Annotated in this window: 24 protein-coding genes; 14 read left to right on the top strand and 10 right to left on the bottom strand. The window is 68.7% G+C overall.

The features are described 5' to 3' along the window. Window positions 1-153 precede the first annotated feature (153 nt). Window positions 154-1,539 carry a calcium-binding protein gene (locus tag VNJ48_RS17255; protein WP_325604335.1) on the bottom strand — a complete coding sequence of 462 codons (1,386 nt, stop codon included), beginning with the start codon at window positions 1,537-1,539 and terminating at the stop codon, window positions 154-156. A gap of 112 nt (window positions 1,540-1,651) precedes the next feature. Here VNJ48_RS17255 and VNJ48_RS17250 point away from each other — a divergent pair, with 112 nt between their 5' ends. Next, window positions 1,652-2,290 (top strand): IclR family transcriptional regulator, encoded by a 639-nt coding sequence (locus VNJ48_RS17250; protein ID WP_325604333.1) that lies wholly within the window; start codon window positions 1,652-1,654, stop codon window positions 2,288-2,290. Window positions 2,291-2,327: 37 nt separating this feature from the next. On the opposite strand, the gene VNJ48_RS17245 is transcribed toward VNJ48_RS17250, so the two are convergent. After that, a complete protein-coding gene (locus VNJ48_RS17245) occupies window positions 2,328-3,221 on the bottom strand; it encodes a hypothetical protein (RefSeq protein WP_325604331.1) in 894 nt (297 codons plus the stop codon). 100 nt (window positions 3,222-3,321) lie between these two features. On the opposite strand from VNJ48_RS17245, the gene VNJ48_RS17240 reads away from it, so the two are divergent. Continuing rightward, on the top strand, window positions 3,322-4,278 hold the full coding sequence (locus tag VNJ48_RS17240; RefSeq protein ID WP_325604329.1) for an NlpC/P60 family protein: 957 nt from the start codon (window positions 3,322-3,324) through the stop codon (window positions 4,276-4,278). A gap of 12 nt (window positions 4,279-4,290) precedes the next feature. Here the strand turns inward: VNJ48_RS17240 and VNJ48_RS17235 are convergent, their stop codons facing one another. The 5 genes from VNJ48_RS17235 to VNJ48_RS17215 form a co-directional block, all read right to left on the bottom strand. Continuing rightward, the gene (locus tag VNJ48_RS17235; protein ID WP_325604327.1) at window positions 4,291-5,304 is read right to left on the bottom strand and encodes a poly-gamma-glutamate biosynthesis protein PgsC/CapC; all 1,014 of its coding nucleotides are present in this window, start codon (window positions 5,302-5,304) and stop codon (window positions 4,291-4,293) included. Then, window positions 5,297-6,619, bottom strand: coding sequence for a poly-gamma-glutamate synthase PgsB (pgsB, locus tag VNJ48_RS17230; RefSeq protein ID WP_325604325.1), 1,323 nt, complete (start codon window positions 6,617-6,619; stop codon window positions 5,297-5,299). Before pgsB ends, VNJ48_RS17235 begins: the two co-directional genes overlap by 8 nt. Continuing rightward, window positions 6,619-7,464 (bottom strand): hypothetical protein, encoded by an 846-nt coding sequence (locus VNJ48_RS17225; protein WP_325604323.1) that lies wholly within the window; start codon window positions 7,462-7,464, stop codon window positions 6,619-6,621. Before VNJ48_RS17225 ends, pgsB begins: the two co-directional genes overlap by 1 nt. 89 nt (window positions 7,465-7,553) lie before the next feature. Beyond that, on the bottom strand, window positions 7,554-8,753 hold the full coding sequence (locus VNJ48_RS17220; RefSeq protein ID WP_325604321.1) for a GAF domain-containing protein: 1,200 nt from the start codon (window positions 8,751-8,753) through the stop codon (window positions 7,554-7,556). A gap of 76 nt (window positions 8,754-8,829) precedes the next feature. Next, entirely contained in the window at window positions 8,830-9,363 is a 534-nt protein-coding gene (locus VNJ48_RS17215) for an Lrp/AsnC family transcriptional regulator (protein ID WP_325604319.1), read from the bottom strand. Window positions 9,364-9,431: 68 nt separating this feature from the next. Here VNJ48_RS17215 and hppD point away from each other — a divergent pair, with 68 nt between their 5' ends. Next, window positions 9,432-10,643, top strand: a complete 1,212-nt coding sequence (gene hppD / locus VNJ48_RS17210; protein ID WP_325604317.1) for a 4-hydroxyphenylpyruvate dioxygenase — start codon at window positions 9,432-9,434, stop codon at window positions 10,641-10,643. A 122-nt stretch (window positions 10,644-10,765) separates the two neighbouring features. Here the strand turns inward: hppD and VNJ48_RS17205 are convergent, their stop codons facing one another. Then, entirely contained in the window at window positions 10,766-11,647 is an 882-nt protein-coding gene (locus tag VNJ48_RS17205) for an oxygenase MpaB family protein (RefSeq protein WP_325604315.1), read from the bottom strand. 56 nt (window positions 11,648-11,703) lie between these two features. Between VNJ48_RS17205 and VNJ48_RS17200 the strand changes: the two genes are divergently transcribed. Then, window positions 11,704-12,498, top strand: a complete 795-nt coding sequence (locus VNJ48_RS17200; RefSeq protein WP_325604313.1) for a helix-hairpin-helix domain-containing protein — start codon at window positions 11,704-11,706, stop codon at window positions 12,496-12,498. A gap of 61 nt (window positions 12,499-12,559) precedes the next feature. Here the strand turns inward: VNJ48_RS17200 and VNJ48_RS17195 are convergent, their stop codons facing one another. Beyond that, entirely contained in the window at window positions 12,560-13,159 is a 600-nt protein-coding gene (locus VNJ48_RS17195) for a LysE/ArgO family amino acid transporter (protein ID WP_325604311.1), read from the bottom strand. 72 nt (window positions 13,160-13,231) lie between these two features. On the opposite strand from VNJ48_RS17195, the gene VNJ48_RS17190 reads away from it, so the two are divergent. The 7 genes from VNJ48_RS17190 to VNJ48_RS17160 all read left to right on the top strand — a co-directional run bounded on the left by VNJ48_RS17190 (window position 13,232) and on the right by VNJ48_RS17160 (window position 18,089). Then, window positions 13,232-14,143: a LysR family transcriptional regulator ArgP gene (locus VNJ48_RS17190; protein ID WP_325604309.1), complete on the top strand. Its 912-nt coding sequence runs from the start codon at window positions 13,232-13,234 to the stop codon at window positions 14,141-14,143. A gap of 93 nt (window positions 14,144-14,236) precedes the next feature. Continuing rightward, window positions 14,237-15,019: a hypothetical protein gene (locus VNJ48_RS17185; RefSeq protein WP_325604307.1), complete on the top strand. Its 783-nt coding sequence runs from the start codon at window positions 14,237-14,239 to the stop codon at window positions 15,017-15,019. A 5-nt stretch (window positions 15,020-15,024) separates the two neighbouring features. Beyond that, window positions 15,025-15,552, top strand: coding sequence for a DUF1697 domain-containing protein (locus VNJ48_RS17180; protein ID WP_325604305.1), 528 nt, complete (start codon window positions 15,025-15,027; stop codon window positions 15,550-15,552). Between the two features lie 2 nt (window positions 15,553-15,554). Then, window positions 15,555-15,938 carry a VOC family protein gene (locus tag VNJ48_RS17175; protein ID WP_325604303.1) on the top strand — a complete coding sequence of 128 codons (384 nt, stop codon included), beginning with the start codon at window positions 15,555-15,557 and terminating at the stop codon, window positions 15,936-15,938. 60 nt (window positions 15,939-15,998) lie between these two features. Then, window positions 15,999-16,295 carry an ATP-dependent Clp protease adapter ClpS gene (gene clpS / locus VNJ48_RS17170; protein ID WP_325604301.1) on the top strand — a complete coding sequence of 99 codons (297 nt, stop codon included), beginning with the start codon at window positions 15,999-16,001 and terminating at the stop codon, window positions 16,293-16,295. Between the two features lies 1 nt (window position 16,296). Beyond that, entirely contained in the window at window positions 16,297-16,881 is a 585-nt protein-coding gene (locus VNJ48_RS17165) for a DUF2017 domain-containing protein (RefSeq protein ID WP_325604299.1), read from the top strand. Next, a complete protein-coding gene (locus VNJ48_RS17160; RefSeq protein ID WP_325604297.1) occupies window positions 16,878-18,089 on the top strand; it encodes a DUF429 domain-containing protein in 1,212 nt (403 codons plus the stop codon). Before VNJ48_RS17165 ends, VNJ48_RS17160 begins: the two co-directional genes overlap by 4 nt. Before the next feature lie 21 nt (window positions 18,090-18,110). Here the strand turns inward: VNJ48_RS17160 and VNJ48_RS17155 are convergent, their stop codons facing one another. Further along, entirely contained in the window at window positions 18,111-19,361 is a 1,251-nt protein-coding gene (locus tag VNJ48_RS17155) for an MFS transporter (RefSeq protein ID WP_325604295.1), read from the bottom strand. Window positions 19,362-19,451: 90 nt separating this feature from the next. On the opposite strand from VNJ48_RS17155, the gene VNJ48_RS17150 reads away from it, so the two are divergent. Genes VNJ48_RS17150 through VNJ48_RS17140 form a run of 3 tightly spaced genes read left to right on the top strand, consistent with a single transcriptional unit; the run spans window position 19,452 to window position 21,135 of the window. Then, window positions 19,452-19,916 (top strand): M67 family metallopeptidase, encoded by a 465-nt coding sequence (locus VNJ48_RS17150; protein WP_325604294.1) that lies wholly within the window; start codon window positions 19,452-19,454, stop codon window positions 19,914-19,916. Then, window positions 19,916-20,188, top strand: coding sequence for a MoaD/ThiS family protein (locus VNJ48_RS17145; RefSeq protein WP_325604293.1), 273 nt, complete (start codon window positions 19,916-19,918; stop codon window positions 20,186-20,188). The genes VNJ48_RS17150 and VNJ48_RS17145 overlap by 1 nt, the downstream gene beginning before the upstream one ends. Continuing rightward, the gene (locus VNJ48_RS17140; RefSeq protein ID WP_325604291.1) at window positions 20,185-21,135 is read left to right on the top strand and encodes a cysteine synthase; all 951 of its coding nucleotides are present in this window, start codon (window positions 20,185-20,187) and stop codon (window positions 21,133-21,135) included. Before VNJ48_RS17145 ends, VNJ48_RS17140 begins: the two co-directional genes overlap by 4 nt. Window positions 21,136-21,152: the final 17 nt, after the last annotated feature.

Genomic DNA, 21,152 nt, shown 5'->3' with positions numbered 1-21,152 from the left:
GGATCCTCGGCGCCCTGCGGGGGACGATCCAGCACGGTCGACAGATCGGCCGCCGCCCGCGGGTGCGGACGACGGCCGATTGAGGGCCTGACGAGGGCCAGAGCCCGAGGCTCAGCGAACGAGGCTCAGCGAACGAGGCTCAGCGTTCGAGGCTCAGCGTTCGCACTTGCTGCTGCGTTCGACGGCGCTGCACTTGTCGATGCCCTTGCCGCCGTTGGCGCGGTCGAAGCCCAGGCCGCCGACCAGCACGTCGTTGCCGGCGTGCGCGAGCAGGCGGTCGTCGTCCTGGTCGCCCTGGACACGGTCCTTGCCGAAGTTGCCGGCGAGCTCGTCGTCACCCTTGCTGCCGCGGACCCTGTCGTCCCCGCCGTTGCCCTGGATGCGGTCGGCGTCGTCGCCGCCGAAGATGACGTCGTCGCCGCCCTCCGCGCTGATGACGTCCTCGCCCTTGTTGCCGAACAGTCGGTCGCCACCGACAGTGCCGTTGATGGTGTCGGCATCCTTGCCACCCCGGGCGACCATCTTGGAGCCGGTGCACGTCAGCGTCGGAGCGTCTGCGATGTCCACGCCGCTGTTGATGGTGTCGGCTCCTGCTCGACTCGCGGCCGTCATCGTGCAGCCCTGCAGGTTGATGACGTTGGCGGGGTCGCTGCCCTTGACGGTGACCGTGGCAGTCACGGCGTCGACGTTCTCGAAGTTGCTGACCCGCTGGTCGGCCGTCACATCAGCGGCTCCGGTCTCGAACTGGCCGCTCCGGAGGTCCAGGAGCAGCGCTGTGTAGTCGAAGGCGACCTGGAACAGGTCGGTGCCGTCGCCGCCGTTCCAGGTGGACCCGTCGAGGACGTTGGAGCGGATGGTGATGGTGTCGTCACCACCAGCCATGTCGACGGCGACCGTGGTCGGTGTGGCGCCGGTGGCCGGGTCGCGCAGGACGAAGGTCTCGTTGGCGCTCGTGCCGGTGAACGCGACCGATGTCGCCGTCGACTCGACGACATAGGTCGTGACGTTGCCCTGCCAGCGCAGGGCGACGACGCCGTTGCGATCGAGGACCTTCGTGGTGGCGTTGATCGCGACCACGCCTCCGTCGCTGTCGACCAAGGTGTTGTTCCCCTCGCCGAAGTCGGCCGAGCCGGCGGGGGTCTGAACGCCGTGGAAGATGAGGGTGTCGTCACCGGCGCCGAGGGTGATCTTGTCGGGGTTGGGTTGCCCGGCGACTCCGCTCTCGACCGAATCGTTGCCGTCCCCGGCATCGATCGTCGTGGCGGCGGCAGGGGTGGGGGCGGGGGTGGCCGTGCCCGGCACCACGCAGATGGTGTCGTCCCCGGCCAGCGCAGTGACGGTCGAGCCCTGGCTGACGACGATGACGTCGTTGCCGGGCGTGCCCGTGACGGTCGGCTGACCGGTGCCGTCGATGGTCACGGTCTTGCCCTGGCAGGTCGTGGCGGCGGCGGACTGTGCGCCTGGGGCGGTGAGAAGTGCTGTGGCGAGCAGGGCCGTGGCCCCGGTGGCGGCAAACGAACGGCTGAGATGGCGATGCATGGTTCTCCTCTGATCGTCTCGTGCGGGCAACCCCGTCTGGGGGCCCCGGTGCAGGAAGCACTCAAGGGTGTGATGGGGGCCGTGGTGAGGAAGTTGTCACTAGATTGGAGACATGGCTGCTGAGACCTCCCAGACGCTCGACCGGGGCCTGCGGGTGTTGCGCGTGCTTGCGGAGTCTCCTGAAGGGCTGACCATCACCGAGCTCTCGACCCGGATGGAGGTCAACCGGACGGTGGTCTATCGGCTGATCAGCACCCTCGAGGGCCATGCCCTCATCCGTCGCGATGTGCGCGGTCGGCTGTTCGTCGGACTGGGTGTGCTCCATCTCGCCTCGGCCGTCCAACCTCTCCTGCGGGAGCTGGCCGTCCCGGTGCTGCGGTCGCTGGCCGAGGCCATCGGGTCCACGGCGCACCTCACCGTCGCCGACGGCGACGAGGCGCTCGCCCTGGCGGTGGTCGAGCCGACGTGGACCGACTTCCACGTGGCCTACCGGATCGGTTCGCGGCATCCGCTTGCCGCGGGAGCTGCGGGGAAGGCGATCGGCCTCCTGGACCAGGCCGACGCTTCGGCGTACGCCGTCACGAGCGGTGAGCTCCAGTCGGGCGCCCACGGGCTCGCGGCCCCGGTGCGGGGTCTGGAGGGGTTGCGCGCGAGCGTCGGGATCGTGACCCTCGACGGTGCCATCGACGAGTCGGTCGTCGCGCCGCGGGTCATCGCCGCAGCCCAGCAGGTGGCGGACCGCTTGAGGTGAGGGCGCCTTGGTCCGGGCACCCCGAGGCGTAGCGCCGCTAACCCGTGAGTTCCTCGGCCACGATCCGGGCCACCATCGAACGTCGATCGGCGTCGTCGCGCACCTCGCGGCTCATCTCGACATGGAGGAACCGGGCGTCCACCTCGCGACACCACTCACCCTGGACGTTCTCCGTGCCTCCTAGGCCCTCGCACTGGTCGCCATCGTACTGACAGACATCAAAGCCGGCGTCTTCCAGAGCCTCCGTCACCGGGTCGATCTGTTCGTCTGGAGTGGGTTCGCCCGCGGAGACGACGATGTCGCCGAACTCCTGGGAGTCGGGGTCGTCGAAGCCGTGGAACTGGACGACCGACTGGCGCGAGGTGACGACGGCGCGGTGGACTCGGGCGAACATCGTCCCCGCCTCGTGGGCAACGTCGCTGGAGCCGTCGCTGTTGGAGTAGCGATGCGTGCCTGCCATGAGTAGCACCTGTGCGTCGCCGCGCCGAAACGCTTCGACCCCGATCTGGGGAGTGTTCACGTCGAACAGGGGGTGCGAGACCTCGACGACGAGCTGGTTGCCGGACTCGGCAGCAAACACGTAGAGGCCCCAGCCATGCGGCCAGTTGCCGTCATCGTCCTGTGACTCCGAGACGACCCACGACTGCCGGCCGGTGACGGAGTCAGTGAGCGTCGTGAGGGTGTAGGAGAGTGGCTCCAACAGTCGCATCGCCTGCTCATGATCCCCACGACTGACGGCTGTGAGTCCAGCGATGAAGCGTTCGCCCTCCGCTTCGGTGGGCAGCGTCATGGCGTCGGTGTCTGCTCGGGGGATCTCGGCCACGTAGTCGAGGACGACGTCGAGAAGGTCCGCTGCGGGTGCCCTGGGCGGTGCTGAGGCGGCCAGCGTAGGCAGACAGATCACGAGGGACAGCAGCACGCGAAGTCGCATTCGTCCTCGTCACGTGGTGGTGGATGGGCCAGTTGGGCCGAACGGCTGTACCGGCCGGATCTGTGTGAAAACCTAGCCTTCCCCCCATCTCGAGGTTCACATGTCCCGTCCGGACGCTCGTCCTTGTCGCGCCGCAACGCTGTTGTTCGCGCTGATCCTCAGTGCTTTGACGTGGGCGCCCCTGCCCGCCGTCTCGGCCGCTTCATCCCCCGCCTGGCGGTTCCAGACCCTCAAGGCCCCACCCCGGGTCCAGGTCCTCGACGCTTCGGGTGTGGTCGCCACCTTCACCAACGGAGCGCGTACCGTCAACGTCCGAGGTCCTGTCCGGACCCTGGCCGAACCGGGCACCACATCGGCGACCGTCACCGGTGCGACGCGCGTCCGGTTGTTGCCGACCCCGTTCACAGGGACAGTCGATCGAACCTGGTTGGAGGCCGCCCTGGCGGACTCCTCGCCCGACGTGCTGGCGTTGTCCCTCCAGTACGTCGCCGGTGCACCCACCACCCTCGACGCGGCGGGTCGAGTGGTCTCCGGTGACGCCTCCTACGGACCGCTGCAGCCCGATGGCACCCGTCAGGAAGGGTCGGACTTCAACGACTACCTCGGAGTTCGGTGGGAGTACGACGCGGTGGCCGACCTTCCTGAGGCCACCCAGCTGGGATCCCTCGACTGCTCGGGGTTTGTCCGCATGGTGATGGGATATCGCAGTGGCCTGGCGATGACGCTCGACCCCGACGGCGTGCGCCTTCCACGACGCGCCCACCAGATGTTGTCCTCGGCCCCCGGTCGGGTCACCGTCGCCAGCACCGGCGCACAACCGACATCGACCGCGGGCCTGGCACCCGGTGATCTGCTCTTCTTCGACGCAAGCACCGACGACGGCACGGCAGTGGACCACGTCGGTCTCTACCTCGGTGTGGACAGCACCGGCTCCGCCCGGTTCATCTCCAGCCGCAAGACGGCCGATGGGCCGACCTTGGGCGACGTCGGCGGGAGGTCGACCGTCACCGGCACTGGACACTACGCACGGGCCTGGCGCGCCGCACGACGCCTCTAGTGAACCGCTCCACTAGAGCCAGCCAACCGCCAACAATCCTGCTTCGACGAGGTTGACCATGCCGTAGACGCCCATGGTCGCGATGGCGGCCCCCCATGCGGTCCGCTCGAGCCCTTGTCGCTGGGCGTCGTTGGCCAGGAGTGCGGGGATCATCAGTGTCATCAGCGTGAAGCCGCTCCACGGCACATACCTCCCGCCTGAGGCTTCGATCACGAGGAGCTCAGCACTCCAGGCGACGACCGCACCGACCAGCACCATGGTGGAGAGCTTGCGCCGTCCGAAGACCATCAACCGAGGCATCACCACCTTGGTCACCGTCAGCCAGACCGCCAACGCGACGACAGCGGCGAAGAGCAGATCCAAGGGACGCGGCAGGACAAGGGCCAGGTAGGCGCCACTGATGAAACCGCCTGACCGCAGACCCAACCGGGCGAAGGTGAACAGACCCATCAGCACGCTGGCGACCGCTCCCACGAGGAGCAACTCCCGCGCATAGCCGGTGTTCTCGTCGAAGGGTGGCAGGGGTGCCTGGGTCCCCACAGGCGAGATGGCCAGCAAGGAGGCGAAGAGGAAGACGATGAGCGCCACGATGGATGTCGTTGCGGTCACTGCCAACAGCGTCTTGCGCGGCCCCTGACGGAACATGTCGTGAGCAAGCACTCCCGGGATCAGCATGCCGACGCCGCCGAGACCGAGAAGCAGGGGATCCCAGTCGCTGAGGTAGCCGGCGATCACTGTCGTGACGGAGACGAAGGCGAGACCCACCAGGATCTCGAGCTCGAACTTGCGTCGGCCGTAGATGATGCGCCGCTTCGCGATCACCACGCTCACCACGTAGTAGGTCGCGTAGGCAACGACCAGCGTGGTGATGATCGAGATCGGGGCAGGCAGGAACATCGAGAGATAGGCCGGAACGATGGCACCGCCGGTCGTGAGCTGCACCCGCTCGTAGAACAAGATGCTGACCACGACGCCGATCACGAGGGCTACGCGGGCGACCTCGGGCCGGAAGAAGTACTCATGCATCAGCGGGAGGTCTCTCGCGAGCGCCGTGGGCCCGCCGCATGCGCCGGGTCCCTTGGGGCATGCGGCGGGGGTCCCGCGATGCCGCCAGTTCGTCGTCGTGTTCCCCGCCCCGCATGCCGGCGAAATGCTCCATCAACATCTCCGCCTGGTGGGTGTGGATGTTGACCATCCCCACGAGGACCCCACGAGGGCCCTCGATCAGGGAGGCGATCTTCTCCAGGATCTCTTCCAGGGAGGGGTCGCGCGTCTCTCCGAGGTTGTGGATCCGCTCCGCCGGATAGTCGTGCTCGACCATCGCGCGCGTCACGGTCTCCTCGTAGGCACCGAAGGTCACGACATGGTGCAGGTAGTCCCGCAGGTCTTGAGGAACCATCGTCGCGAACAGCTCGGCGCGCCGCCCCCGGTCGAGCCGGTTGTTGAGGATCCCGATGACGGTGGCGTCGGGAGGGAAGTGGGCCTGGAGCAGCTCGAAGGTGACGATCACGCTCTCGCGGTCGTTGGCGGCGAACATCGGCACCCACAGGACGTCCTTGCCACCGATGTCGTAGTGCAGCAGACGGACGACGCCGACGTCCGGGACGGAGTTCCACATCCCTCGCAGCGCCGTGCGCCGGTCGATGTTCAAGAGCTTGGCGACCGTGAGTCCGATGGCGACGTTGTCCTTGAACTGCAGGTAGTCGAAGCCGAGGAGGTCCTCGTCGACGACCTGGCGAGGGTCGGCGTAGATGAACTCGGACTGGCGGTTCTCGGCGTTGCGCCGCAGGCGGTCCTGCAGGTGCGGACGGCTCTCGCCCGTGATCAGGATGCCGCCTCGAGGGATGGTGACCGACATCGAGTCGGCGATCTCCTCGAGAGTCTCGCCCATCTCCTCCTGATGGTCCTCGCGGACGTTGGTGATGATCGTGATGTCGGAGCGCACGATGAAGTCCTGGGAGTAGGCCTGGTAGAGCGGCCGGACGGCCATGCACTCGATGATCAGGGCCTCGACGTCGGAAGTGACGTGCTGACGCACGATGTCGACCTGCTCGTTGATGGTCGGCGCCCCCCGGCGCTTGATCGGATCCTCCTCGCCCTGGGGGCCGATGACCCGGGCGGCGCTCCCGGTCGTCTTGGCCACCGTCACGTAGCCGCCCTCCCGCAGCACACCCGCGACCAGGCGCGTGACGCTCGACTTGCCGCGAATGCCGTTGACGTGGACGCGGATGTCGAGCTGGTCGAGGCGGCGCTTGTGCCGAACGATGGAGTGTCGCCAGTAGGCGAAGACCGCAAGGGCCACCACGGCGAGGAACACGATCGAGGCGCCGGCGCCCGTCATCAGGGCCGCGCCTCGTGAGCTGGTTCGTCGAGCGCAGCCACGGCGGCATCGATGAGTGCCTCCGGGGTCGGCAGTGACGGGCCGAACTGCGCGAGGCCGACGTTGACGTCGAGGTCGTCGGTCATCAGCCGTTGCTCTCGCTCGGAGCCGAACGTGAAGCGGGCGTCGGCCATGGCATGGAGGATGTCTCCGACGACGTCCCATGCCTTGGCAGAGGTGGCCTCGGGCAGGACCACACCGAGCCGATCGACCGCGAGCGCGAAGGGCACATCGCCGTCGCCGACCCGGCTCTCGACGATGCGAGCGGCGGCTCTCAGGGCAGCTGCGGCACCGTCCTTGGGGAGGTCAGGGTTCGTGATGTCCAGACCGAGCACCACCAGACACAGTGGTCGTCGATTGTCCCTCGCGCGTTCCACCTCCTCGGTCAGTCGAGCCATGGCGGCGTCCTGGCCGAACAAACCGAGCGAGCCGTAGACGGGCTCGAACGGGGACGGCACGTGGGTCTCAGATGGGCTGCGGAGGCGGGAGGCGGCCAGCCCCGCGGTCACCCCGGCCGCAACGATCCCCACTGTCTCGATCAGGGCCGCGACGAAGTCGGGCTCTTCCCAGTGCCCGGTCAGTCGTCGCCAGGCCACGAGGCCGGCGGCACAGACGATGCCGACCACAGCGCCACCAAAACCGTCGACCATCAGCGAGACCAACGCACAGACCGCAACGGCGGTTGCGACGGCGAACGGGACCGGTGGACGCTCGGTGAGGCCGGCCAGCGACGACACCAGGATGGTCGTCACCATGACTGCCACTGCGGTGTGACGATCAGTCCAGGCCCAGGTCACGCGGACCATCGATCGTCCCTTTCTGCTGGTAGCGAATGCGAGCCCCGATGATCAGGAGGCCCGTCGCGATGAGCCCCACGATCCCTCGCAGCAGCGGGTCAACCCAGTCCACTCGAGCCTCCTGCGCCTGCCGTTCTGACTGGCGTCCGGAGCGGTAGCACGAGTTCGAACCTGCTCCCGGAGGCGGAGGTGGTGGCGCTCAGGGGTCCGTTGCGGACCGTGGTCTGACGCTGTCTGGACGTGACGTTCGAGGTGGCTCCCTCGTCGGTGACGAAACCGCCGGAGGCGCGCAGGAGGTCGCCCACCGGCATCAGGCGGCCGGGGCTCGTGACCGACACCCGGACGTGCTCGGATTCCCTCGTGAGGCTGACGTCCGCCCGCTGCCCGGGGCCGAGGTGATGGAGCGCCGCCATGACCACGAGGGACAGTCCCTGGCCGAGATCCGGTCCTTCCCAGGTCACGTAGACAGGTTCGTCTCCGGTCCGGACCTCGAGATCCTCGGGACGAGCCGCTGAACCCACGAGGCGACAGATGCGTTGGACCAGGGCGGTCAGGTCCACCCTGAGCGGCCCGGAGGGGCGCCGAGTGCGGGTGCTGGCTGCGGACTGCGCAAGGTCCTGGGTCAATGCCTCCACCGCGGCGAGCCGGTATCTCGCCTGCTCAGCCATCCGCGGCAGGCGCGGGTCGTCGGGAGTGTCGACCAACGCGGCGGTGCTACGGACGACGTCACCGAGGCGGGCCACAGGGCCTGGCAGTCGGTGCGCAAGAGCCTCCAGGCCGGCCACCTCGCGAGTCTTCATCCGGTATTCGATCTCGGCAACCGTCATCGCGGCGAAGTCCTCGAGGATCTCCACCTCCGCCTCGGACCAGCGGCGGGGCGTTTCCTCGAAGACACACAGGGTGCCGAAGATGTGCCCGGTCGAGATCTTCAACGGTGCACCGGCATACGCCTCGATCCCGTCCTCGGTGACCAAGGGACTGTTGCGGACCAGCGGGTCTGCCCGCGCATCCTCGATCAGGAACGGCTTGCCGGAGGCCACAGCCACTTTGCAGAAGGACCGGTCGAGGTCCGAGCCCGACTCCGAGGCCATGCGACCCGACAGCCCGACGTGGCTCTTGAACATCTGTCGGTTCCGGTCGACCAGGGAGACCATGGCGCCGTCCACCCTCAGCACGGTGCGCGCTAGTCGGGTGATCCGGTCGAACGAGTCGTCGGTCTCGGACGGCTCAAGAAGGCCGGAAGCTTGAAGACTGGCCAGCCGTTCCTCTTCCGAGACGTCACCTACTGCCTGATACAACCGCGCCGCCTTTCAACTTCCGAGATGTGAACATGTGAATCGACCGTACCCGAGGGGTCAGGGCTCCGCGGACGTATCAGACCGGAACCGGTAGCCCTTCGAGGCCGACCCGCTGTACGGATTTCTCCTGTGCGGGAGCGACGGCGGCGCGGGCCAGGGGTAGCACCCGGTGCACGATCTGCGCGGCCAGGGCGATCACCGTGGTCGAGCGTTCGATGCCGGGGTCTGCCAGCACCTGGTCAATCACCCGTTGCAGGTCGGCGTTGGAGCGGGCCACGACCCGGGCCCACATGTCGCCTGCGCCGGTGATCGTGTATGCCTCCAGCACTTCTGGGATGTCCGCGAGGTACGCCGCCACCGCCTCGTGGCCCGCCCCCTGGCGGATCTCCAGGGTCAGGAAGGCCGTCACCGGGAAGCCCAGTGCCTCCGATGACAGCTCGGGGCCCCACCCGGTGACCACGCCGGTCGCCGCCAGCCGGTCCAGCCGTGCCTGCACGGTCCCGCGCGCCACCCCGAGGCGTCGACTGGCCTCCAGGACACCGATGCGCGGCTCGGCGGCGAAGAGGTCGATCAATCTGCTGTCAAGATGGTCCATCTGACGTCGCTCCATCAGTCAAAGTGTCCAGTGTTTCGGCGTACTGTTGCACACGTTGCGGGTTTGTTGCTGTAGTGGGCGCCATGACGGACACCACGCTGACAGTGCTCACCACCGAGGAGCAGCAGGCCGGGCTCACCCTCGAGCAGCTTCAGCAGCTGGTCGGACTGGTGGACTACGACGCGTCGAGCGACCCGTTCCCGGTGATCGCGCAGGACGCCGTGTGCTTCGTGGTCGGCAACGCGACGCAGTCCGCGAACTTCTACCAGCTCGCCCTCGGCATGGAGCTCGAGGCCTACCGCGGTCCGGAGACCGGTCACCGCGAGTCCAAGTCCTACGTGCTGCGCAGCGGCTCGGCCCGATTCGTCTTCACCGGCGGCGTCACCCCCGACAGCCCTGTCCTCGAGCACCACCGCAAGCACGGAGACGGCGTCGTCGACCTGGCCATCGAGGTCCCCGACGTCGACAAGTGCATCGCCCACGCACGCGCCACCGGTGCGACGGTGCTGGTCGAGCCGCACGACGAGACCGACGAGCACGGCACCGTGCGGCTGGCCGCGATCGCGACGTACGGCGAAACACGGCACACCCTCGTCGACCGCTCCAACTACAACGGTCCCTACCTGCCCGGCTACGTCGCGCGGGAGACTGCCGTCACCCGCCGCGAGGGGCACCCCAAGCGGCTCTTCCAGGCCATCGACCACTGCGTCGGCAACGTGGAGCTCGGCAAGATGGACGAGTGGGTGACCTTCTACAACAAGGTGCTCGGCTTCACGAACATGGCCGAGTTCATCGGCGACGACATCGCCACCGACTACTCCGCGCTGATGTCCAAGGTCGTCGCGAGCGGCAACCACCGCGTCAAGTTCCCCCTCAACGAGCCGGCGATCGCGAAGAAGAAGTCGCAGATCGACGAATATCTCGAGTTCTACGACGGCGCCGGCTGCCAGCACATCGCGCTGGCGACCAACGACATCCTGCGGTCGGTCGACATCCTGCGTGACAACGGCATCCAGTTCCTCGACACCCCGGACTCCTACTACGACGACCCCGAGCTGCGCGCCCGGATCGGCGAGGTGCGGGTGCCGATCGAGGAGCTGAAGAAGCGCAAGATCCTCGTCGACCGCGACGAGGACGGCTACCTGCTCCAGATCTTCACCAAGCCGATGGGCGACCGGCCGACGGTCTTCTACGAGTTCATCGAGCGCCACGGCTCGCTGGGGTTCGGCAAGGGGAACTTCAAGGCCCTCTTCGAGGCGATCGAGCGCGAACAGGACCTCCGCGGCAACCTCTGAGCCCCGGGAGGAGTCCCCGGCTAAGCGGGGACTCCTGCACTTCCTGACCGAGATCTAGGCCATGAAGCGACAGAGTCCCCGGTTAAGCGGGGACTCATCCACGCCCAAGCAGCGCCGCCGCGTCAGGTCGATGCGGCGGCGACCCGCATCTCCTTGACGTCCTCGACACCCGAGGCCATCGCCCACCGGATGGTGCCGGTGGCCAGGGTCCCCAGCGCCTTGACGACCGTGCGCTCGGAGACCGGAAGCCAGGGCAGCCGCAGAGGCAGGCGCGTCCAGCGCGGCATCAACGCGATGCCTGCAGCCATCAGGACGCCGTAGGCCGGCCGGGCAGCCAGGGGCAGGTCCGGGTGCAGGATCAGGAACCGGACCGCACTCCTCGCCTCGTCGGTCGCTCCCAGCTCGGGGCGGAAGTCCTCGAGCACCTCATGGAGCTGTGCGACGGTGGTCGGCGGATCGATGACGCCGAGCTTGCCGGCGACGACCGCGGCCTGAGCGACGTAGGCGTCACAGCCGGCGGCGTCGAGCGGCCGGGCGCCATACGTCTGGTGCGCGAGTAGGAAGCTGTCGACCTCGGCGGCGTGCACCCACGCCAGCAGGTGGGGGTCGGAGGCGACGTAGGGCGTGCCGTCGGGCATCGTGCCGGTCACGCGATCGTGGATGCGGCGGACCGCCCCGATCGCCTGCTCGGCGTGGTCGACAGTGCCGAAGGTCGTCACCGCGAGGAAGGTGCTCGTGCGGGCCAGACGTCCCCACATGTCGCCGCGGAAGCCGGAGTGGTCGGCGACGGCCTGCATGGCGGCGGGGTGCATGGTCTGGAGCAGGATCGCCCGGATGCCGCCGATGAACATCGACGCGTCGGCATGGACGCGCACGATCTCCGAGTCGTTGTCGAACAGCCGCGGCCCGGGGGTGCCGTGGATCCGGTCGCGCTGCCGCGGGCCGTCCGGCCCGGCCACCCGGGTGAACAGCTCGTGTCCGAGGCGGGTGCGTAGGGATCCCATACGGCGAGCGTACGAGGGGGGTCCTCGTGCCCCGCCGGTCTGGCACGCTGGGACTCATGATGATCCGACCGGCGGAGCTCGCCGCGATCAAGGCCGGCAGGATCGATCTGGCCTTCCGTCGGTGGGCGAAGCCGCGGGTGGTGGTGGGGACACGGATGCGCACCGCGGTGGGCGTCGTCGAGGTCACCTCGGTCGAGCGGGCCGGTCGCCTCACGGCCGCTGACGCCGAGCGGGCGGGCGCTGCCTCGTTGCAGGCATTGAAGGCGGCCCTGGCCGCCCGACCCGACGACCCTGTCTGGTGCATCGGGCTCGCTCATGTCGGCCCGGACCCTCGAGAGGCGCTCCGCGAACAGGTCCCCGACGAGGGCGAGATCGCCGCGATCAACGCCCGCCTCGACCGGCTGGACAAGGCATCGGCGTACGGCGCCTGGACCCGAGCGACCCTGGACCTGATCGACCTCAACCCGACCGTGCGCGCCCCCGACCTGGCAGCGCAGGTGGGACGCGAGACGGCCGACTTCAAGAAGGACGTCCGCAAGCTCAAGGAGCTGGGCATGACCGAGTCGCTCGACATCGGCTACCTCCTCTCGCCGCGCGGACAGGCGGTGGTCGACGCCGGACTCCCCACTCCGCGCGAGCGTGCTCCGCAAGCACCTGGGACGCGGCTGCCCAGGGTCGGTGCCCCGGCGACCCGCGCGCTGCGGGCAGCAGGCATCACCACGCTCGAGCAGGTTGCCGCTCTCACCGAGGCCGAGCTCGCTGCGCTGCACGGGGTCGGTCCGATCGCGATCGACCGGTTGCGCGCCGCGCTGGCGGAGCGCGGGTTCGGATTCCTGTCTTCCTCAACCTGACTGACGTCAGTCAGGCGCAGCGCCAGCCTGACTGACGTCAGTCAGGTTGGCGGAGGCGCGCTCAGTGGACGATCAGGCCGACGCCGAGGGTGCCCATGAGGACGGCGATGCCCGAGTCCAGGACCCGCCAGGCCGACGGTCGGGCGAACAGCCCGCGCAGGAAGCGTGCCCCGAAGCCGAGGGTGGGGAACCAGATCAGGCTGGCGACGATGGCACCGGCGCAGAACCACCAGCGCTGGTCGCCGAAGCTGTTGGCGACGGTGCCGAGCATGAGGATCGCGTCGAGGTAGAAGTGCGGGTTGAGCCACGTCAGCGCGAGCGTGAGGAGCACGGCCCGACGAGTGGTCATCGAGGTGCCGCCCTCGGCGTCGAGCGCGGCCGGGCGCCAGGCACGCATCGCCGACTGCACGCCGAAGGCGAGGAGGTAGAGCCCGCCACCGATCTGGGCGATGGGCAGCACCGCCGGCCAGCGCTCCATGACGACGCCGAGGCCGGCGACTCCGACGGTGATCGCCAGGATGTCCGAGAGCAGGCACACCAGGATCACCGGGAGCACCTTCTCGCCACGGATGCTCTGACGGAGGACGAACGCGTTCTGTGCGCCGACGGCGACGATGAGGGCAAAGCCGGTGAGGACACCGGTGAAGAAGATGTTCAACATGTATAGAACAGTAGGTGAGACATAGCCTTCAATCCAGCGAAGTATTTTCAACAATCATTAGACTCTCTTACTATGAAAGACGTCACTCAGATCGACCCCGTCGCTCTGCGCACCTTGGCCACCGCTGTGCGGCTCGGGACCTTCGAGGCCACGGCCCGAGAGCTGCACGTCACGCCCTCCGCGGTGAGCCAGCGGATCAAGGCCTTGGAGACCTACGTCGGTCGGGTTCTGGTCCATCGGGTCAAGCCGCTGGAGGCGACCGAGGCCGGCCAGGTGCTTGTCCGGCTGGCCGCCCAGACAGAGCTGCTCGAGCGGGAGGCGGTGTCGGAGCTGCTCGAGGGGGAACAGCACGATGACGAGACCCCCTTCGTCTCCGTGCCCATCGCGGTGAACGCGGACGCGCTCTACACCTGGCTGATCGACGCCCTCGTTGCGGTGCAGGCCAGTCACCGGGTCACCTTCGAGATCGTCCGGGAGGACCAGTCGCGCACCACCGAGCGGCTGCGACGGGGCGACGTGATGGCCGCGGTGACCTCGGATCCCCGGCCAGTGCCCGGGTGCCGCGTCGTCAAGCTCGGCATCATGCGCTACCGCGCGGTCGCCTCGTCGGAGTGGATGCACGCTCATCTGCCCGACGGGCCACTGACGACTGCTCTGGCGCGGGCGCCGATGGTCGCCTTCGACCGCAACGACACCCTGCAGCACGACTTCTTGCGCAAGGTCACCCGCCGCCACCTCACGCCGCCGGTCACCTGGATCCCGTCGGTCGGCGACTTCGACAACGCCGTACGACGAGGAATGGGGTGGGGGATGATCCCCGAGACCCAGGTCCGCGCGGACGTCGACGCGGGCCGCCTGGTGGAGTTGGTGCCGGGCCGCCGGACCGAGGTCCCGCTGTTCTGGCAGCACTGGCGCCTGGAGTCGCCGCTGATGGCCGACCTCACGAGCGAGATCACCGGCGCGGCCCAGGGATGGTTGGGCTGAGCCGAAGGTCGGGGCGGCGGTCCGACACCGACACCGCCTCGGAGGGCTGGGCGACTAGGGTCGGTTGCTCGTGGGTCACAAGGGGGGATGAAGATGGCGTGGTTCCGGCTTGCCCTGGTCGTCGTGGCGTGGGCCGTGACGTTGACGGGTTGCACGACCCAGGAGAGCGAGAAGTCCGTGCCGGCGCCGAGCTCCCCTGTGACGGAGGTCCTCGACGAGGACGAGCAGTTTGCGTCCTACGCCGAACCCCTGATCGAGGCAGAGGTGATCGAGTGGAGCTCGGTCACCTACGACGACGGATCGCTGGACGACGAAGTGATGGCGGTGACCGGGCGTCTTGTTCGAGGGCAAGGGAGCGAGGTCACGGTCACCGTCGCCACGAACCCGGTGGACATGAGCTTCCTCGTGTGGGGCGACCAGGTCCTGCGTCGGTTGACGGCCGGACCGGCGACGGGCTGCTGGGTAGACGTGACGGACACTCCCCGGTGGCTCAAGCCCCTGCCCGCGCAGCTGGACCCGACCTATCCGCTGACGCGCGTCCGGGTGGTCAGGGCAGCGGTCAGCAGCGTCACCACCATGTTCACGGGCTCGGATGCGTTGGATGCCTTTCCTCGTGGGCTCGTCAGGACGCTGTCGAACCGGTCCGAGACCAGCGAGTCGGAAGTGCACGTCGCGACGCGGTCCGACTCGGCGATCGCCTACACCGTGCACCTCGGGTTCATCCCTCTCGTCGAGGACTCCCACAGGCTCGGGAGTCCGGCGGTTGAGGTGATCATGACGCCGTCGAGTGACGACTCTCCTCTCGAGGAGCCACCACCGGGCACGGTGTTCCAGGTCGGCGGCGCGCCCACGGCACCGTGCCCAGCAGAGGTCTAGGCGACATGCCGACGTACCTCGCCTTCCTGCGTGCCATCAACCTCGGAGCGAAGCGCAAGTTCCCCAAGGACGCGATCAGGGGCGCCTGCGAGAGCGCCGGCTTCACCGACGTCGAGACCTACATCAACACCGGCAACGTCCGCGTGACCTCGTCGCTCCGCTCCCGAGCCAAGGTGGAGGCTGCGCTGGAGGCCGCCTTCCTCGACGCCGCGGGCTTCGAGGTGCCCACGATCGCCTTCACCCAGGCCGACTTCGCGCAGATCGGCAAGGATGCTGAGGAGCTCACGGCACGACGCGAGCTCGCGCGGCACTACGTCCTCCTGCTCAAGGAGCCCGCGGCAGACGCCGCAGGCATCGAGGCGCTGTCCACCGACGAGAACCACGCCGTCGTACGCGGCCGTGCCTGTCACCTGCTGCTGGGACCGAGCTATGAAGCTGGCGGCGTCGACCCGCTCCGCGTGGAGAAGCTGGTCGGCGTCGCCACCAACCGCAACTACAACGTCGTCACGACACTCGCCAAGAAGTGGTGCTGAGCATGCACAGGTCACGGATCGCAGTCGTGCTGATCGACCACCCGGAGCAGTCCTACGACGCCGCGGCGACCTTCTGGGCGGCGGCGCAGGGGGCACAGCGCCAGACCGACCCTGAGCCGCCGTACGAGTCCCTGGCCCGCCTGCCCGGCAACGTCGCGCTCGAGCTGCAGAAGACCGGGAGCGGTACGCCGCCGCGCATCCACCTGGACCTGGAGGCCGACGACGTGGCGGCCGAGGTCGCGCGACTCGAGGGCCTGGGAGCCACGGTCAGCGAGCGTGCCGACGGCTGGGTCGTGATGGCCGATCCCGGTGGGCTGGTGTTCTGCGTGGTGCCCGTCTGGACCGATCGCGCGGACTTCGACCGGCACGCCACCACCTGGCCCTGACCGGCGCGTCCCGGGCGAGGGCGGTGAGGCAGCGCCCTTCTCGTGTGTCACGATGGCGCGATGTCCGCCGCAAGCCCCGTCGAGCTCGATCCGACGCTCTCCCCGGACGAGATCACCTTCCTCGCCAAGCCGTGGGTGACGATCGTGTGGAACGACCCGGTCAACCTGATGTCCTACGTCAGCTACGTCTTCCAGAAGTACTTCGGCTACAGCGAGGCCAAGGCCGACAAGCTCATGCTCGAGGTGCACAACGACGGGAAGTCGGTGGTCTCGACGGGCACCCGCGAGGAGATGGAGCGCGACGTGCAGGCCATGCACGAATACGGGCTGTGGGCGACGATGGAGAAGGCAACCTGACGTGGGCGCCTTCACCCGTCACCGGAAGTCTCGCCTGGTCATCGCCAACTTCACCGGCTTCGAGGCAGACCTGCTCAGGTCGCTGGCCTCCCAGATCGTCGAGCTGCTCCGCAACGAGGCGGCCGTGCCGGACGACGCTCGCGACCCGTTCGAGGCGATGATGGACTTCTCCGGGCCGACCAGCGAACCCGAGGACCCGGTGCTCCAACGGCTGTTCCCGACGGCCTACCCGGAGGACCCTGAGGCCGCCGCCGAGTTCCGCCGCTTCACCGAGGGCACGCTGCGCGACGGCAAGGCCGCTGCCGCCTGCATGATCATCGACTGCCTCGAGGAGGCCGGGCTGCCGCCCGAGCTCACCGAGGACGGACTGATGATCGACGTCGAGCTCGACGAGCCGACCGCGGAGACGTGGATGCGCTCCTTCACCGACATCCGGCTCGCCCTCGCCACCCGGCTCGGCATCGAGGACGGCGACGAGGCGACGTGGCTGGCGTTGCCCGACGACGACCCGCGGGCTCAGGCGCACGACATCTACGAGTGGGTCGGGTGGCTCCAGGAGACGATCGTGGAGGCACTGACCGCGTGAACCCGATCCCCGACTTCATCCTCGAGATGCGCGAGATGATCGGCCACCACCCGCTCTGGCTCCCCGGCGTCACCGCCGTGATCACTCGCGGTGACGGGCACGTGCTCCTGGTCAAGCGCTCCGACAACGGCGCCTGGACACCGGTGACCGGCATCGTCGACCCGGAGGAGGAGCCGGCTACCACGGCGGCCCGCGAGGCGCTGGAGGAGACCGGCGTGGTGATCAGCGTCGACCGTCTCGCTGCGACCACGGTCCTGCCGGAGTTCACCTTCGACAACGGTGACCGGGCCGCCTTCCTCGACCTGACCTTCGCCTGCACCTGGCTGAGCGGGGAGGCGTACGTCGCCGACGACGAGTCCACCGAGGTGCGGTGGTGGCCGATCGACGACCTGCCGCCGATGTCGGAGCACATGGCAAGCCGAATCGATGCGGGGTTGTCGAAGGAGCGGGAGGCGCGGTTCGTCCGACCGCCGGGGTCCACCCCGGTGCCGCCGCGACCCGAGACCTTCCGTCCCGACCGCCCGGTCCTGGGCGTCGACGCCTGTACGGCCGGCTGGGTCGGCGTGCTCGTCGGACCCGAGGGTCGGCCGACGGTCCACGTCGCGGACTCGATCACCACGTTGATGGCGCTGGTCCGCGAGTCAGCGGCTCCAGCGGTCGTGGCGATCGACATCCCCATCGGGCTGCCCGACAGCGGCGGTCGACGTGCCGACGCCGAGGCGCGCCGCGAGCTCGTCGGGAAGGGGTCGTCGGTGTTCCCGACGCTCACGCGTTCGGCATACCGTGCCGAGAGCTACGAGGAGGCGCGAGCGGCCAACCTGGCAGCGACAGGTGGAGACGCGAGTGCCAGCGCCCAGGCCTACGCCTTGCGACGCAAGATCCTCGAGGTCGACGACTGGGTCCGGTCGGCTCCCGGCACCGAGGTGATCGAGGTGCATCCCGAGCTCAGCTTCGCCCGGATGGCTGGTTCGCCGCTGCTGGTGTCGAAGAAGGACTCCGCGGGTGTCCAGGCTCGGCGGGACGCCCTGCGCTCCCAGGGGCTGACCGCTCCAGCCTGGTTCCGGGGCTCCGGGTTCGCCGAGGACGACCTCCTCGACGCCTGCGCGTCCGCGTGGACCGCGGCTCGGCACGACTGCGGCGACAGTGAGTCGTTCCCCGCCGAGCCCGAGACCTTCAGCGACGGGATCCCGGCCGCGATCCGCGTCTGAGCGGCGTCTGGGTGTTGCGCCTCACCCGGAGTGGGTGGTGACGCCGTAGTCGGCGCGGGTCGCCAGGGCCCACCGGGCGACTGGCGCCATGGCGTAGGAGATGACCACCATCGCCACCGCCAGCGCGATCCAGCCGGTGCGCCCCAGGCCGACGCAGAAGAAGGCCGCCACGGGGGGTCCGATGACGCGCGCGGCACCGAAGCTCAGCGAGGCGAACCCTTGGTACTGCCCCTGGCGCTCGTGCGGCGCCAGCCCCATCTGGTGGCTCCACTGCCCACCAGAGCCGACGATCTCGCCGAAGACGTGCACGACGGTCCCGAGGAGCAGCAGGGCGCATGCCGCCCACACGTCGAGGTCCTCCGCGAAGCCGATCAGCACGAAGCCGCCGGCCACGAGCCACCCGCCCAGCACGAGCGCGCGGGAGCCGTCCACCACCGTCTCGATGTGCCGGGTGAGCCGCACCTGGAGCAGGGCCACCAGCACCGTGTTGAGCACGAGCGTCGCGGACACCAGGACGGTGGGTGCCGTCGTGCGCTCGGCGATGAACAACACCAGCCCGATCTCGATGATGAAGAAGTGGGTCACGAACAGCGTGTGCAGACCCATCAGGACGGCGTACGGGCGATCCCGCAGCACCGCAAGGCGCGGCTCGCCCTCCGCTCGCGCGTACGCGGGCAGGCGCGGGAGCCGGGTGGTGTTCCAGGCGGCGAAACCCGTGAGCACCGCCTGGGCGAAGAAGACCGAGATGTAGGCCCAGTCCTCGTCCACGAGCAGGGCCAGCCCGCCCACCATCGAGCCCAGTCCGATGGCGGTGTTGGTCACCGCGCGGAGGTAGGCCTTGAACTGCACGCCGCGTCCGCCGGTGGCCAGCTGGGCGATGACGCCGTGGTAGACGGCCCCGGAGCCGCTGAGGAAGACGGACTGCACGGACAGCAGCACGGCCAGGGCCACCGGGGTGGGCGCGAACGCCGGTGGCCACGCGGTCAGGGCTGCGCCGAGCATGAGCCAGGTCAGCACGCGGGTCGGGCCGCGGGTGTCCGCGAGGTGCCCTGCGGGGACGGTGACCAGCAGGCCGACGAAGGCGGAGACGGAGAGCGCGAGGCCGACCTCGGTCGCCGTGAAGCCCTGCTGCCGGGTGAAGTAGAGGGCGCTGGTCGTCATCAGCGCTCCGGCGGCGAAGCGGTTGGCGAACTGCCCCAGCGCCATCGTCCGCAGCGTGGGCTCGAGCGGCACGCCCCAGCGGGTCAGCGGCTGCACCGCATTGGTCGTCATCGGTCTCCCACGGCTAGCAATATCTTGACGTCAAGATATATGTGGTGAGACGCGGTGCCGTCAAGCTGACCACGTGCCTAGGCTGGAACGGTGTTGACCATCGGCCAGGAGATCCACGACGCGATCGTCGCCCACGCCCTGCGCGACCACCCGGACGAAGCATGCGGCGTCGTCGCCGGGCCCGAGAGCAGCGACCGACCCGAACGGTTCATCGAGATGGTCAACGCGGCCGGCTCGCCGACGTTCTACGAGTTCGACTCGAGCGACCTCTTCGCCCTCTACAAGGAGATGGACGATCGCGACGAGGAGCCGGTGGTGATCTACCACTCGCACACGGCGACCGAGGCCTACCCGAGCCGGACCGACATCGGTCTGGCCAGCGAGCCGGGGGCCCACTACGTGCTGGTCAGCACTCGCGACTGCTTCGACGAGGTCGGGGGGAATAACGGCGGCCCGGTGGAGTTCAGGTCATACAGAATCATCGACGGTGTCGTGAGCGAAGAAGACGTCACGATCACGCCCCCCCAGACGACCCAGGAAGAGAGCTCGCCCTGATGGCCATCGAGGTCCGCATCCCGACCATCCTCCGCACCTACACCGACGGCGCCAAGGCCGTCGAGGCAGATGGGGCCACGCTGACGGCGCTGATCGACGACCTCGAGCAGAACCACCCCGGCATCAAGGGGCGGTTGATCGAGAACGGCGATCTCCGCCGCTTCGTCAACGTCTACATCAACGACGAGGACGTCCGCTTCATCGGCGGTCTCGAGGCCGGCCTGGCCGACGGCGACCAGGTCGTCGTGCTGCCGGCGGTTGCTGGCGGATGACCCGCTTCGACAGCCTGCTGGAGTCGGTCGGCGGCACACCGCTGATCGGGTTGCCGCGGCTGTCGCCGAGCCCGGACGTCCGGATCTGGGCCAAGATGGAGGACCGCAACCCGACCGGCTCCATCAAGGACCGGCCCGCTCTGGCGATGATCGAGCAGGCCGAGAAGGACGGGACGCTGCGACCGGGTGCGACGATCCTCGAGCCGACCAGCGGCAACACCGGCATCTCGCTGGCCATGGCGGCCAAGCTCAAGGGCTATCGCATCGTCTGCGTGATGCCGGAGAACACGTCCGCCGAGCGCCGACAGCTCCTCGGCATGTGGGGCGCCGAGATCGTCTCCTCGCCCGCCGCGGGCGGCTCGAACGAAGCGGTCCGGGTCGCGAAGAAGATGGCTGACGAGCACCCCGACTGGGTGATGCTCTATCAATACGGCAATGACGCCAACGCCCTCGCGCACGAGCAGGGCACTGGTCCGGAGCTGCTGGCCGACCTGCCGGAGATCACCCACTTCGTCGCCGGTCTCGGCACCACCGGCACGCTGATGGGCGTCTCGCGCTTCTTCCGCAAGACCAAGCCCGACGTGCGGATCGTCGCGGCCGAGCCCCGCTACGGCGAGCTCGTCTACGGCCTGCGCAACCTGGACGAGGGTTTTGTGCCCGAGCTGTACGACGCCACGCTGATCGACTCCCGCTTCTCGGTGGGCCCGCGCGACGCCGTACGCCGTGTCCGCGAGCTGCTCGAGCTCGAGGGCATCTTCGCCGGCATCTCGACCGGCGCGATCCTGCACGCAGCGCTCGGCCAGGCAGCGAAGGCGGTCAAAGCAGGCGAGCGCGCCGACATCGCGTTCGTCGTCTGCGACGGGGGCTGGAAGTACCTCTCGACCGGCGCCTACGAGGGCACGGTCGACGAGGCCGAGGACCGGCTCGACGGCCAGCTCTGGGCGTAGCGCTCGCCTAGTCTGGC

This window comes from Nocardioides sp., assembly GCF_035576065.1.
GTDB lineage: Bacteria > Actinomycetota > Actinomycetes > Propionibacteriales > Nocardioidaceae > Nocardioides.
This window is presented reverse-complemented; position numbering and strand designations above follow the sequence as displayed.

What these genes read in the sequence shown, in the direction of transcription:
- VNJ48_RS17255 (WP_325604335.1), bottom strand. Translation starts at nt 1,539, where the DNA reads ATGCATCGCCATCTCAGCCGTTCGTTTGCCGCCACCGGGGCCACGGCC.
- VNJ48_RS17250 (WP_325604333.1), top strand. Translation starts at nt 1,652, where the DNA reads ATGGCTGCTGAGACCTCCCAGACGCTCGACCGGGGCCTGCGGGTGTTG.
- VNJ48_RS17245 (WP_325604331.1), bottom strand. Translation starts at nt 3,221, where the DNA reads ATGCGACTTCGCGTGCTGCTGTCCCTCGTGATCTGTCTGCCTACGCTG.
- VNJ48_RS17240 (WP_325604329.1), top strand. Translation starts at nt 3,322, where the DNA reads ATGTCCCGTCCGGACGCTCGTCCTTGTCGCGCCGCAACGCTGTTGTTC.
- VNJ48_RS17235 (WP_325604327.1), bottom strand. Translation starts at nt 5,304, where the DNA reads ATGCATGAGTACTTCTTCCGGCCCGAGGTCGCCCGCGTAGCCCTCGTG.
- pgsB (WP_325604325.1), bottom strand. Translation starts at nt 6,619, where the DNA reads ATGACGGGCGCCGGCGCCTCGATCGTGTTCCTCGCCGTGGTGGCCCTT.
- VNJ48_RS17225 (WP_325604323.1), bottom strand. Translation starts at nt 7,464, where the DNA reads ATGGTCCGCGTGACCTGGGCCTGGACTGATCGTCACACCGCAGTGGCA.
- VNJ48_RS17215 (WP_325604319.1), bottom strand. Translation starts at nt 9,363, where the DNA reads ATGGAGCGACGTCAGATGGACCATCTTGACAGCAGATTGATCGACCTC.
- hppD (WP_325604317.1), top strand. Translation starts at nt 9,432, where the DNA reads ATGACGGACACCACGCTGACAGTGCTCACCACCGAGGAGCAGCAGGCC.
- VNJ48_RS17205 (WP_325604315.1), bottom strand. Translation starts at nt 11,647, where the DNA reads ATGGGATCCCTACGCACCCGCCTCGGACACGAGCTGTTCACCCGGGTG.
- VNJ48_RS17200 (WP_325604313.1), top strand. Translation starts at nt 11,704, where the DNA reads ATGATGATCCGACCGGCGGAGCTCGCCGCGATCAAGGCCGGCAGGATC.
- VNJ48_RS17195 (WP_325604311.1), bottom strand. Translation starts at nt 13,159, where the DNA reads ATGTTGAACATCTTCTTCACCGGTGTCCTCACCGGCTTTGCCCTCATC.
- VNJ48_RS17190 (WP_325604309.1), top strand. Translation starts at nt 13,232, where the DNA reads ATGAAAGACGTCACTCAGATCGACCCCGTCGCTCTGCGCACCTTGGCC.
- VNJ48_RS17185 (WP_325604307.1), top strand. Translation starts at nt 14,237, where the DNA reads ATGGCGTGGTTCCGGCTTGCCCTGGTCGTCGTGGCGTGGGCCGTGACG.
- VNJ48_RS17180 (WP_325604305.1), top strand. Translation starts at nt 15,025, where the DNA reads ATGCCGACGTACCTCGCCTTCCTGCGTGCCATCAACCTCGGAGCGAAG.
- VNJ48_RS17175 (WP_325604303.1), top strand. Translation starts at nt 15,555, where the DNA reads ATGCACAGGTCACGGATCGCAGTCGTGCTGATCGACCACCCGGAGCAG.
- clpS (WP_325604301.1), top strand. Translation starts at nt 15,999, where the DNA reads ATGTCCGCCGCAAGCCCCGTCGAGCTCGATCCGACGCTCTCCCCGGAC.
- VNJ48_RS17155 (WP_325604295.1), bottom strand. Translation starts at nt 19,361, where the DNA reads ATGACGACCAATGCGGTGCAGCCGCTGACCCGCTGGGGCGTGCCGCTC.
- VNJ48_RS17145 (WP_325604293.1), top strand. Translation starts at nt 19,916, where the DNA reads ATGGCCATCGAGGTCCGCATCCCGACCATCCTCCGCACCTACACCGAC.
- VNJ48_RS17140 (WP_325604291.1), top strand. Translation starts at nt 20,185, where the DNA reads ATGACCCGCTTCGACAGCCTGCTGGAGTCGGTCGGCGGCACACCGCTG.